The organism is Pseudomonas frederiksbergensis (assembly GCF_001952935.1).
GTDB lineage: Bacteria > Pseudomonadota > Gammaproteobacteria > Pseudomonadales > Pseudomonadaceae > Aquipseudomonas > Aquipseudomonas frederiksbergensis.
This window is the reverse complement of sequence record NZ_CP018319.1, coordinates 2,493,883-2,507,040: the sequence shown is the minus strand read 5'-3', so window position 1 is coordinate 2,507,040 and position 13,158 is coordinate 2,493,883. Positions and strand designations below refer to the sequence as shown.

The following is a 13,158-nucleotide window of genomic DNA, read 5'->3' as shown; positions in this document are numbered from 1 at the left end:
CGTTACTTGTAGCACCGCTCACCAGGTCGAGGGACTAGACACCTCTCACCTTTTGAGGGCTTGGGGATTTGTTCCCCAAGCCCTTTTTTTTAACTTTTTGGCAGCAACGCAGAACCTGTGGGAGATGAGAAATGTGGGAGCGGGCTTGCTCGCGAAGACGGCGGCACATCCGGCAACTCTGTGGCTGATACACCGCCTTCGCGAGCAAGCCCGCTCCCACAGAAAAGCAGCTCCCGCATAAACCTGACACCGAAAATGTCAGGTGTTTCAAAGGCTTCGATTCATCGCTTGCACCACAACCGTGCAGACGGACGGCACACTCATAGGTATAGTGCCGCCCCTCTTCGCGTGAGCGGTCGTCGGTAACGAGGCCCAAACCCATGCGAAACCCGAACTAATAACAAACCCGCAATATGAAATCGGGACGAACCTTCGCCTAGCCTGTTTTGCCGCGTGCAAAGCGGTGTAACGCGATATTTCTGACCGCACAGCATTTGCCTACACAAAAAACAGCGAGGAATAATCCATGCTCGAAGTCATTAACGACTTCCTCTCAGGGAAAGTACTGATCGTGCTCATTGTCGGGCTCGGTAGCTACTTCACGATCCGCTCGCGTTTCGTTCAGTTCCGCCATTTCTTCCACATGTTCGCGGTGTTCCGCGACAGCCTCAAAAGCAGCGCTGGCCAGCTCAGTTCGTTCCAGGCCCTGATGCTCAGCCTCGCCGGCCGCGTCGGTGCAGGTAACATCGCCGGTGTCGGTATCGCCGTGACCCTCGGTGGCCCCGGTGCCGTGTTCTGGATGTGGGTGACCGCGCTGGTCGGCATGTCCAGCAGCTTCTTCGAATGCTCCCTCGGCCAGCTTTACAAGCGCTGCGACTCCGAAGGCCAGTATCGTGGAGGCCCGTCCTTTTACATCCAGCACGGCCTGCAGAAACGCTGGCTGGGCATGATTATGGCGTTCCTGCTGCTGATCACCTTTGGCTTCGCCTTCAACGGCCTGCAAGCCCATGCCGTGACCCACTCGCTGAATAACGCGTTCGGCTTCGACACCACTTACACCGGGCTGGCACTGGCGGTGTTGCTGGGTCTGGTGTTCGTCGGCGGTATCAAGCGGATCGCCAAGGTCGCTGACCTGCTGGTGCCGGTGAAAACCCTGGCGTACATCGGCGTGACCCTCTACGTGATCGTGCTGCAGTTCGACCACGTTCCGGGCATGTTGATGACCATCGTCAAAAGCGCCTTCGGCCTGGATCAAGCCTTCGGCGGCCTGATCGGCAGCGCCATCGTCATGGGCGTGAAGCGCGGCGTGTTCGCTAACGAAGCAGGCCTGGGCAGTGCGCCGAACGTGGCCGCTGTGGCCTCGGTCGAGCACCCGGTATCGCAAGGCGTGGTTCAGGCGTTCAGCGTGTTCCTCGACACCTTCGTGATCTGCACCTGCACTGCATTGCTGATCCTGCTGTCGGGCTTCTATACCCCAGGCTTCGAAGGCGATGGCATTGCCCTGACCCAGAACTCCCTGGCCGCCGTGGTCGGTGACTGGGGCCGGGTCTTCATTTCGGTGGCTCTGTCGTTGTTCGTGTTCACCTCGATCCTCTACAACTACTATCTGGGCGAGAACAACCTGCGCTTCATGCTGGGTGAAAACCGCAAGGCGCTGATCGGTTACCGCGCACTGGTACTGGTATTGATCTTCTGGGGTGCCATCGAAAACCTCGGCACCGTGTTCGCCTTCGCCGACATCACCATGACGATGCTGGCGTTCGTGAACCTGATCGCGCTGTTCCTGCTGTTCAAGGTCGGCATGCGCATCCTGCGTGACTACGATGACCAGCGCGCAGCCGGCATCAAGACCCCGGTGTTCGATTCGAGCAAATTCCCGGACCTGGACCTGGATCTGAAAGCCTGGCCAGCCAATCCGCCAGCCGCCACCAAGGCTCAAGCCCAGCCGCAAGGCGTACCCGCAGCGCAACGCTGATCAGTAAACGACGGGTGCACAACCTGTGGGAGCCAGCCTGCTGGCGATGACGGACTGTCAGATAACACATTAGTGTCTAACATACCGCTATCGCGAGCAGGCTCGCTCCCACCTGCCAGGAGATTTCCCCCATGACTCCCAATTCCTACCCTGCCGCCCAGCACGTCATGGTGCTCTACACCGGCGGCACCATCGGCATGCAAGCCAGCGCCCGCGGCCTGGCCCCGGCGTCCGGTTTCGAAGCCCGGATGCGCGAGTATCTGCACAGCCAGCCTGACCTGGTCGTGCCGCAATGGCGCTTTCGCGAGATGTCGCCGCTGATCGACAGCGCCAACATGACCCCGGTTTACTGGCAGCAACTGCGTGAAGCGGTGGTCGATGCCGTCGATGTCCAGGGTTGCGACAGCGTGCTGATCCTGCATGGCACCGACACCCTCGCCTACAGCGCGGCGGCCATGAGTTTTCAATTGCTCGGCCTTCACGCCCGCGTGGTGTTCACCGGTTCCATGCTGCCGGCCGGCGTGACCGACAGTGATGCCTGGGAGAACCTCAGTGGCGCACTGGTTGCTTTGGGTCACGGCCTGGCGCCGGGCGTTCACCTGTACTTCCACGGTGAGCAGCTGGACCCTACCCGTTGCGCGAAGGTGCGCAGTTTCGGTCGTCATCCGTTCAAGCGGCTTGAGCGCCAGAGTGGCGGTGAGAAGGCGTCTTCAATTCCGGCGTCGCTGACCTACAACCAACCCAGGCAATTGGCGAAAGTCGCGGTGCTGCCGTTGTTCCCCGGCATCAGTGCCGAAATGCTGGACGGCCTGCTCGACAGCGGCATTCAAGGCCTGGTGCTGGAGTGCTACGGCAGCGGTACCGGGCCCAGCGACAATCCAGAATTCCTCGCGAGCCTGGAACGGGCGCGGGACAAAGGTGTTGTCGTTGTAGCCGTCACCCAATGCCATGAAGGTGGCGTCGAGCTGGATGTTTACGAGGCTGGCAGTCGCTTGCGCGGTGTCGGCGTGTTGTCCGGTGGAGGCATGACGCGCGAAGCGGCGTTCGGCAAGTTGCATGGCCTGCTGGGTGCCGGGCTCGACACCGCTGAAGTGCGGCGGCTTGCTGAACTCGACCTCTGCGGCGAACTGAGCTGAATTGAGCTGACACAATACAAAACCCTGTGGGAGCGGGCTTGCTCGCGAAGACGGCTGCATATCCTGCATCAATGTGACTGACAGGACGCTTTCGCGAGCAAGCCCGCTCCCACAGGATCGTCGTTGGGCATATAACTTGCTCGCCTCCAGCTACTTAACGGCTGGAACACACCCCATGCTCCACTCCCACCTCACCACCCTCAACGCCGTCTCTCTGGTGCTCAACACCTTCAAGGCCGAGGGCTTATCCAGCGAAGCCTTGCTGGCCGGCAGCGGCATAAGCCCGGCGGATCTGAGCCGGGCGGACACGCGCATCACCACCAATCAGGAGATGCAGGTCTGCGCCAACGCCGTCGCGCTCAAGCGTGACATCGGCCTGGAACTGGGCCGGCGGATGCACGTTTCGTCCTACGGCATGCTCGGGTACGCCTTACTCACCAGCGCCACTTTAGGTGACGCCTTGCGGCTGGCACTGCACTACCCGGCGCTATTGGGAACACTGTTCGAGTTGAGCCTGGAAGAAGACAACGAGCGCATCTGGCTCACCGCTGGCGACTATCGGGAAAACCCTGCGCTGGCGCCCTTCAATGTCGAGTTCTGCCTGGTTTCGATGAAGATCACTTGCGAAGACCTGCTCGGCCAACCGTTGCCGCTGCTTGGCGCCCGCTTCGAATACCCGGCGCCGGACTATCAGGCACGCTACACCGAACGTTTCGATTGCCCCTTGCAGTTCGACGCTACGTCCAACGCCTTTGCCTTTGATAAACGCTGGCTCGATCAACCCTTGCCTCTGGCCGACGCCATCACCCATCAGGCCATGGCCGAACGCTGCCGCAAACAAAACACCGAGTTCACCGGTCGCCAGGTGTGGCTGGGGCGAATCCGCCAGTTACTCGGCGCGCAGTTGAATGCGGCGCCCGGCCTCGAAGGTTTGGCCGAGCAGATGAATTGCTCGGCGCGCACCTTGCGTCGGCATCTGAAGGATCTGGGCTGCAGTTATCAGGAATTGCTTGATGAACTGCGGTTCGAGCAGGCCAAACGCATGCTCTGCGATGACCAACTGCCGATCTATCAAATCGCCGAGGCATTGGGCTTCAGCGAGACCGCGAGCTTCCGTCATGCGTTCGTGCGCTGGAGCGGTGTAGCGCCGAGCCAGTTCAGACCCTGACGACTGATCGTTCCCACGCTCTGCGTGGGAATGCAGCCAGTGACGCTCTGCGTCACCGGGACGCGGAGCGTCCCAAGAGGCATTCCCACGCGGAGCATGGGAAACATCGGCCAGGGTTTGCGCCAATAAGGGAAGGGGCGAATTTCGGTCAATTCTTTTGGCCATATCGATCCCCTTTTGGCCTTTCCTGCCGTTCTCTCATACGCCGCGCGCCGCAAGACTGTGTTCAACCGAATCAGCCTGCGGAGAACAAGAAAATGCTGACGATCTACTCGCACGATCACCACCTGCACCACGGCCGTTGTGAATTGATGGACGGGCAACTGATGCCCTGCTTCGAAATGCCTTCGCGAGCCGATCATGTTCTGCAGCGTGTGCAGCACCGCGACCTCGGCCCGGTCGAAGCGCCGCAGGATTTCGGTCTCGACCCGATCGCGCGCATCCACAGCCGCGACTACCTCGACTTCTTCAAAGGTGCCTGGGCGCGCTGGACCGAATTCGGTACTGACGGCGATTTGCTGCCCTACACCTGGCCGGCCCGCACCCTGCGCCGGATCATCCCCACCAGCCTGCACGGCCAGCTCGGCTATTACAGCTTCGACGGCGGCGCACCGATTACCGCCGGCACCTGGCAAGCGGCATACAGTGCGGCGCAAGTCGCGTTGACCGCCCAAGCCGCCATTCAACGCGGCGCGCGCAGTGCCTTCGCCCTGTGTCGGCCACCGGGACACCACGCCGCCAGCGATTTGATGGGCGGTTATTGCTACCTCAACAACGCCGCCATCGCCGCTCAAGCCTTCCTCGACCAAGGCCATAAAAAGGTCGCGATCCTCGACGTCGATTACCACCACGGCAACGGCACTCAATCGATTTTCTACGAGCGCAGTGATGTGCTGTTCACCTCGATCCATGGCCATCCGGAAGCCGAGTTCCCGTTCTTCCTCGGCTATGAAGATGAGCTGGGTGAAGGCGCCGGCGAAGGCTTCAACTTCAACTACCCTTTGCCGGCAGGGAGCGGTTGGGACAGCTGGAGTGCCGCGCTGGAACAAGCCTGCAAAGAGATCGAAAAGTACGGCGCCGATATCGTCGTCGTTTCCCTGGGCGTCGATACGTTCAAGGACGATCCGATCTCCCAGTTCAAGCTCGACAGCCCGGATTACCTGGCCATGGGCGCACGCATCGCGGGCCTCGGCAAGCCGACGCTGTTCGTGATGGAAGGCGGCTACGCGGTAGAAGAAATCGGCATCAATGCCGTGAACGTTCTCGAAGGTTTTGAAAGCGCCCAATGAGGAATTGGAACAATGATCAGTCTCAAGCGTTTTATCGCGCCCGCCCTGTGTGCCACCGTGCTCAGTGGCGCCGTTCATGCTGAAGAGCGAACGTTGCGCGTCTACAACTGGTTCGACTACATCACCCCCAAAGCGCTGGAAGATTTCAAGGCCCAGAACCCCCAGACCAAACTGGTCTACGACATCTTCGACACCAACGAAGCCCTGGAGGCCAAGCTGCTGACCGGCAACTCCGGTTACGACGTGGTGGTACCGTCCAATGTATTCCTCGCCAAGCAGATCGAAGCCGGAGTGTTCCAGCCGCTGGACCGCAGCAAATTGCCGAACTGGAACCACCTCGACCCCAAGCTGATGAAGCTGATCGAAGCCAACGACCCGGGCAATAAATTCGCCGTGCCCTACATGTACGGGACCATTCTGATCGGCTTCAACCCGGACAAGATCAAGACGGCTTTGGGCGACAACGCACCGGTGGACAGCTGGGACCTGATCTTCAAGGAAGAGAACATCAGCAAGCTCAAGCAGTGCGGCGTGGCTTTGCTCGACTCGCCGTCGGAGATCCTGCCACTGGCCCTGCAACACCTCGGCCTGGACCCCAACAGCAAGAAACCGGCGGACTACGAAAAGGCTGAAGCGCTGTTGATGAAGATTCGTCCGTACATCACCTACTTCCATTCCTCGAAGTACATGGCCGACATTGCCAACGGTGACATCTGCGTCGCGGTCGGTTATTCCGGCAGCTTCTCCCAGGCCGCCAACCGCGCCAAGGAAGCCAAGAACGGCGTGATCGTCGACATGCGCCTGCCCAAAGAAGGCGCGCCGATCTGGTTCGACATGCTCTCCATCCCCAAAGGCGCGAAGAACCCGGAAGACGCCTACACCTTCATCAACTACTTGTTGCAGCCGCAAGTGATTGCGCCGGTCAGCGACTTCGTCGGCTACCCGAACCCGAACAAGGACGCCACCGAACTGGTCGACCCGGCGATCCGCAACAACCCGAACCTGTACCCGACCGAAGCGGCGATGAGCACGCTGTACACCCTGCAACCGCTGCCCCGTGACGCCGAACGGGCACGGACCCGGGCCTGGACCAAGATCAAATCCGGGACTTGAGCAAACCATCATTTACGCACCCTTGAAGACCCGCCCCGTGCGGGTCTTTTTTTACCTGACGATATTTAAGTACCGCCCGACCGCCCCCCCACCCCGCTACTTTCCGAACCTGACCGGCGCGTTGACGCGCACGTCCCAGCCACTCAGAAAGGAATGCACATGTCTTCTACCGAAACGAATGCAGTCGAAGCCGATCCGGCATCCAGCAATCCAAATGATCTGCTCACCCAACTGGTCACTGGCCCCTCTATCAGGGAGGTGGCCACTCGTATTCTTCGAGACGACCTGAAAAAGCTGTATCCACAATTGGACATTAACCCCGCTATGGCGATGGTCGTCACACCGACCTGGAAAATCATCGCCGGGACTGTCCACCCCGGATCAATGAGATTCGAGTCATTGACTGACACGTTGCTGCGGCACTCCGGCTCAGGCGGATCAGTGACCTATCTCGACGGTGAACATTTCCTGAGCCTGAATCCCGGAGCGACCACGCCTATCCACCTTCCGGTCAAGATCGATGCGATAGGACGCCTGATCAATAAACTGTCCCCCCTCCTGTTGGTGGCTTACCAGGAACAACAACTCGAATACTGGGACCAGCCCGCCCAAGGCACGACCCTGCGTTGGCAGACGTTGTCGCAGTCATTGCGCCAGGTCTGGAATGTTGAAAAGGTTGAGGGCTGGGATACGCACCAGCTAGCCATTGCGCGCAACGTCTTCAACTATCCCGATGCAAAGTTGCGTACCCCCCATGACACCTACAAGATTCGGGTCTGCCTGATCGACTTCGACCGGCTCGATGGCGCAGTGTCCAGCCACCTCAATCGTACGGATCTGACCGTCGTGATCGGCACCGTCGGGACACGCACAATCATTCTGACCCACTCCATCGCGTCAGGCTTTGGGACATATGAGTCGCTGGAAAAACTCGGCGAGGATTTGCCGAAGTATGTTGAAGAACTGCCTCCCGAGGCCACGCTCCAATGGCGCCTGTTCGAACCCGCCGGGAATTTTTTCGATCATCAGGCCGTCGCACTGATTGCTCTTCAGACGGATGCCATTGCCAGCCTGGAGTTTGCAAAACGGACCAGCAGGCCGGCGATTCCCGCCCTCACCCATCCCGCAACAGAGGTGAGCGGCAGGACTCAAACCACCCAGGTTTCGCACTTCGAAAAGGTGCAGCGGCTGATCCCCGAATGGCTGAACGACGCTTCGCCATTCGATCTGGGTTGCTACAGCCGACACCTGTTTGATCTGGCGCTGCTGCAACTGCGTAACAACGGAAAATCCTTCGACGACGATATTGCTCCGATCAAGACATTCACGCTGGATGCACTTCGAGCCCACATGCTCAAAAGCCACAGTGATGTAGCCAGCATGAAGCTTGAGAACGTCGAGATCGTTATTGACAGTCAAGTGGTATGGGGGACATTCACGGCTCCCGGCATGAACGAGACCAAACGCCTGGGCCTTGCCGAACTGGCGCTCGAAAACCTCATCGCCCTTCCTCTGGGTAACCAGTCGGTGCAGTACAAAGACGGCACAGCGGTGCCGACCTGGATGACGCCCGACTATGTCAAGACGGCCATCAGCGCCGTCGATATCGGTGCGGCCTACCCCGCGTGGGTCAAGAGCAAGCTACTGGATGACCCGCTGGAATCGCTGCGCCGTCAACGCCTCTACGCCAGTAACTTGCGTATCCAACTGGCGCTACAAGCATTGCAAAGCAAAATCCTTGGCGAACATGGCATCGACGAAAAGGGCTATCGCTACGTCGTGGCGGCAATGAATGTGCTGAATGCCGACCGGTGGGTCGACGGGCAAGAGATCGTGATCCGTCCGCTGGCGTTCATTCCCAGCCAGCGGAATAACAAAACCCCTGATGAAGTCACCAACATGTTTGTGATCGGGCCACGGGACATGGCCAAGGGGCCCTGCATTCTCTATCGCCCACTGCTTGAGCAACCGCTGACGCAGTACCCCACGGCCGCCAACCTGCTGTATGCAATCAAACACTCCAAGGAGCTGCGGGCATCAACCCTGGCATGGTTGCCGGACGACGTTCGGTTCAACTATTCGCAGTATGTCTTCCCGGGGGAATTACCCTCGGTCTGGACGTTGTCACAACTGCTGGTCGACCCAGACATCTCTCGGCAGATGAGCGGGCCGGTGTCCTTCGGGCAGAAAGTGATCGAGCACGACCGCCTGATGAAACTGTTCAAGGCCAACGCCAACGCACTGATCATGAAGAGCGAGCGGGACTCGGTGTCCAATGCCGAAAGCCGCTGGGCCAGTTTCAAACAACACGCCTGGATGATATTCAGCGCCGTGTTGCCGTTTCTCGGTCGAACCGCCGGAACGGCTGCGTGGATCTGGCAGATTCTGGACGATCTGCAAGAAGGCATCGACGCCCGGGAAAACCAGGATACGACGGCACAATGGTCCGCCCTGACCGACTTGTTCCTGACCCTGGGCATGGTGCTGGCTCACCACGCGACCGCCCGCCGCCAACCCGCGCGAGACCGCGTATCGCAGACCGAAAAACCCATCATTGCCAGCGCGCAGAAAACTCCTCCGGCCCAGACCCCGGCCAGCATACAACTGCCTGATATTGCGGACGATTATCTGCCGGTTGAACACCAGACCTCGCTTCACCCCACGACCGTGCTCAATAGCAACAGCGCAGGGCTTGGGCCAACCCTGGACCGATACAAAATCCCCAAACCGCAAGGACTCGGAGAGGCCAGTACCGAAGGCTTGTACAAACACCTCTATGAACATCAGTCCAAATACTATGCCCCGGTGGGCGAACGATGGTTCGAAGTCTTCGTGAACGACGATGAAATCGTTCAGATCATTGATACCCGCAAGCAACCGTCCATCACCGGCCCCTTGTTGATCAGCAATTCCAAAGGCGAATGGGTCATCGATATCAGGCTGCGCCTGCGGGGCGGCGGCAAGAAAAGCAGGCTCAAGGCATTACAAAAAGCCAACGCAAGCAAAACCGCCGAGATCAAGACTTATCTGGCCGTTTTCGATGCGCAGATGGCGGACAAACGAAAAAGTATTACCGACGCCTACAAAACCATGAAAGACGCCCCCCCAGAGGCAATCGCTGCCGCTCGACAAACATTTCTCGAAAAACTGGAGGAGCGCACCGCCGAATATGAAACCACGATCGAGAAAGTCAAATCGCTCAATCTGGTCGAGGAAGTGCCCAACTACCGTGTCGCGATGATCGAAATGCTGGGAACTCAACTGTTTTTCAACCAAACCTGGATCGACGAGAAATACCCGGCCTTCGTCGATGCCCTGAAGCTGACCATGGAACATCTCGATGCCGAAGAAAAAAGCGGCTCCCCTCCTCCCACCGGGACGTTTGAAGCCATGTCAGACCTGACCCAAGGGATTATTCAGAAGGTCGAGTTCGCTCAGTTGCGCTTCCAGGAGTTGAGACGACTGGGCAAAAACGCTGAGCAGTTGCTCCTCGATTACCAAAAACAACTGCCTAAATTCAACCTCCCGGACCTCAAGTCCCTGCAGGTCACGCTGGCCCGCGAGCTGTGCCTCAAATCTGGCGAAACGCCCGAACGGTCCGCAGCCAAAGCTTCCATCGAGCAGATTGTCGAAGATGCCGATCTGACGGTGAATAGTGCAATGGAGTTGATGGGTGATGAGCAGCTGCTGAACATGGGTGACCGGATCGAGGCCTTGAACAATCTGGTCGATCAGTTCGCCGCCATCGAACAACGCCTCAAGAGCTTCACAGCGACCTACCAGGAGCAGATCGAGCAAAAGCAATTTGAGCGACTGCAGGGCCGTATCGAGGAGTTCCATCAGCAGACCGTAGGGCATCTGGCGGACTTGCTGCGCGAGCAGCGACTCCTGGAGCCTGCACCCGGCCCGTCACGCACCTCATCGGCGTCAAACAAGAGAGTCATCACGACGCGCTTCAAAGGCACCGTGATCGGCCAGACCCGTAAAAACGCGCCCGGAAAAATGGTCCTCGTGGACGTCACCGCCCCGGTGACCGGCAAGGTGATCGCCACTTTCCACGAAAAGACCCCTGGGGTCTGGGTCGAACGGTTGACGAAGAAACCGCAGGCTCCCAAAGGGCGCCTGCCTGACCCGGGGGCACGCATAACGGCAGGACAATCGCTGCTGGATTCTCTGCCCGCCTTTATGCAACGTGCCGAAGCTGACTCAAAACAGTCCTGGCAGCTCCCGGTGGAAATAGAGGAAGTGTTCCACCAGCAGGCCTCTCGCCTTGAAGACGCCGCCAAAGCGATCAACGCAGCGCTCATCCAAAGCAATGCCACGCAGGATCATGCGAACGAGGCACAACCGGTATTGACGCAACTGGCCACACAAACCACCCGACTCTATGCCGAAGGCCATCGCCTGCGGCTTGAGATGACCAAACGACAACCGCCTACCGCCGCCCGCGTCGAATGGTTACACAGCAAAGGCGAAGTCGACATCGTGCGCGTGGGAGACCGACGTCGACTCAAAGGGCAGCGCCGGGATTATCTGCAGGAATACGAAGTGCGGGAGGCCACCACTGCCCGCGTGCTTTGGTACGCCCACTTTCACTACGCCCAGCTCAAGGACGAGGTCCAGGCCTATACCGCCGCTCATTTGAAAACCCGCGAGCAACGGCTGCTGGGCAGTGTCGATATAGGGGCAAGCACCAGCAACCAGGAAGCGATCGAGATCTATCGCAGCAGAATCAGCCCTCAGCTGGCCCGATCGCTGTTCTTTCCCAAGGTGAGCACTTCCTGACGCACCCTCCACCGACCAGCTCTCCCGTTCATCTCGCTGTCAGCGTCGAAGACATTGCACAGCGAGATGAAAAGACGATCTTGCAGCCGACTACGTACTGCGTCGAATCACCAGTGCGCCCTTTACCGGCACCAGGCACTGCGCAAACGCGCAAGCGCTGATTCGATGGCCGCCTCCGGCACCGCCGCAAAACCCAGCACCAGTCCCGCTCGCTGATCCACCGGAGTGCTCGAATCCGGTAGCCAGTAACTGCTCAGGCCGTTGATCTCGACATCGACGCTGGCGGCGGCTTCAATCAATTCGCGTTCACGGGCCTGAGTGGCGACCGCCACCGTCAAGTGCAGCCCTGCCGCGACATTCGGCAGGCTGCCAACCCCGGAAACGTCCGCGGGCCAGTTAGCCAGAAGTGTATTGCGACGACTCAACGCGGCGCGGCGCATGCGGCGGATGTGCCGCTGGAAATGCCCGGCCGCCATGAACTCGGCCATGACGGCTTGGGTGCTTACCTCGGAATGCCGAACATCGACCGCGCGGCGCTGGGCGAAAGCGTCCACCAAGGCTGCTGGCAGCACCAGATAGCCCAGGCGCAATGCCGGGAAAGCCACTTTGCCGAACGTGCCGACGTAGAGCACCCGCCCGTGGCGATCAAGCGCAGCCAGCGGGGCCAGTGGTGCGCCGCTGTAACGGTATTCGCCATCGTAATCGTCCTCGACGATCCAACCTTCGGTTCGCTCGGCCCAGGCCAACAACTCCAGGCGCCGCGCCAGACTCATCACCACCCCGGTCGGGTATTGATGCGACGGCGTGACATAGGCCAATCGACAATCCTTGAGCCCGTTCAATTCGGTGCAGTCGATACCCTCGCTGTCCACCGCCACCCCGTGCAATCGCGCACCGGCCACGGCGAACGCATGACCCGCCGCCCGATACCCCGGATTCTCGATCGCGACGCCATCGCCCGGCTCTACCAGCAGCTGTGCACAAAGGCTAATCCCTTGCTGTGCGCCACTGGTGATCACTATTTGCTCAGCCGTGCACTGCATCCCCCGGGAGCTGCGCAAATACGCGGCAATCAGACCGCGTAAACGGGCGTCGCCTGCCGGATCGCCGTAACACAACTGCTGCAGATCCGGCTTACGCCAGAAAGCCGCATTCAGCTTGGCCCAAACCTCGAAAGGAAACAGGTCGAACGCCGGAACACCGACCCGAAACGCACGAGGCGGACCACTCGGCGGCAAGGCCAAATGGTTCTTTTCCACGCGCCCCAGCGCACCGCTGTGGATAACTTTGCTGGATGAAACCACAGGTAAATCCAGCCAATTTGTGGATAAGGCTGTGGGTAACCCTGTTGACAACCCTGTGGATACTTTTGTGGATAGTTTTTTCACCGGCAACACTGATTGAGGCAATTGCGCGACATACGTCCCGTCACCCACACGCCCTTCAATAAAGCCCTCGGCGTAGAGCTGATCGTAGGCCCGGACCACGCTGTTTCGGGAAATCGACAACGCCGCCGCCAGATCGCGACTGGCCGGTAATCGCGTACCGCTGGCCAGCCGACCGTCGAGCACTCGCACCCGCAGGGCTTGATAGAGCTGACGACTCAAACCCTGACGGCGATCGAGTTCGATACCCGCCGGGTTGAATGACAAGGACAGTGGCTCGCTGGTCATGGCAATGGACCTATGAAAT

The 13,158-nt window shown here is 59.4% G+C and carries 7 protein-coding genes; 6 read left to right on the top strand and 1 reads right to left on the bottom strand.

Features of this window, described 5'->3' with window-relative positions:
* Nucleotides 1-526: 526 nt before the first annotated feature.
* The 6 genes from PFAS1_RS11520 to PFAS1_RS11495 all read left to right on the top strand — a co-directional run bounded on the left by PFAS1_RS11520 (nucleotide 527) and on the right by PFAS1_RS11495 (nucleotide 11,466).
* On the top strand, nucleotides 527-1,975 hold the full coding sequence (locus tag PFAS1_RS11520; protein WP_076029246.1) for an alanine/glycine:cation symporter family protein: 1,449 nt from the start codon (nucleotides 527-529) through the stop codon (nucleotides 1,973-1,975).
* 131 nt (nucleotides 1,976-2,106) lie between these two features.
* On the top strand, nucleotides 2,107-3,111 hold the full coding sequence (locus PFAS1_RS11515) for an asparaginase (RefSeq protein WP_076029245.1): 1,005 nt from the start codon (nucleotides 2,107-2,109) through the stop codon (nucleotides 3,109-3,111).
* 175 nt (nucleotides 3,112-3,286) lie between these two features.
* Nucleotides 3,287-4,279, top strand: a complete 993-nt coding sequence (locus PFAS1_RS11510) for an AraC family transcriptional regulator (protein WP_076029244.1) — start codon at nucleotides 3,287-3,289, stop codon at nucleotides 4,277-4,279.
* A gap of 257 nt (nucleotides 4,280-4,536) precedes the next feature.
* On the top strand, nucleotides 4,537-5,568 hold the full coding sequence (locus PFAS1_RS11505) for a histone deacetylase family protein (protein WP_076029243.1): 1,032 nt from the start codon (nucleotides 4,537-4,539) through the stop codon (nucleotides 5,566-5,568).
* A gap of 12 nt (nucleotides 5,569-5,580) precedes the next feature.
* Nucleotides 5,581-6,681 (top strand): polyamine ABC transporter substrate-binding protein, encoded by a 1,101-nt coding sequence (locus tag PFAS1_RS11500; RefSeq protein ID WP_076029242.1) that lies wholly within the window; start codon nucleotides 5,581-5,583, stop codon nucleotides 6,679-6,681.
* Between the two features lie 159 nt (nucleotides 6,682-6,840).
* Nucleotides 6,841-11,466: a dermonecrotic toxin domain-containing protein gene (locus tag PFAS1_RS11495; RefSeq protein WP_076029241.1), complete on the top strand. Its 4,626-nt coding sequence runs from the start codon at nucleotides 6,841-6,843 to the stop codon at nucleotides 11,464-11,466.
* Nucleotides 11,467-11,588: 122 nt separating this feature from the next.
* Here the strand turns inward: PFAS1_RS11495 and pdxR are convergent, their stop codons facing one another.
* Entirely contained in the window at nucleotides 11,589-13,139 is a 1,551-nt protein-coding gene (pdxR, locus tag PFAS1_RS11490) for a MocR-like pyridoxine biosynthesis transcription factor PdxR (RefSeq protein ID WP_076029240.1), read from the bottom strand.
* Nucleotides 13,140-13,158: the final 19 nt, after the last annotated feature.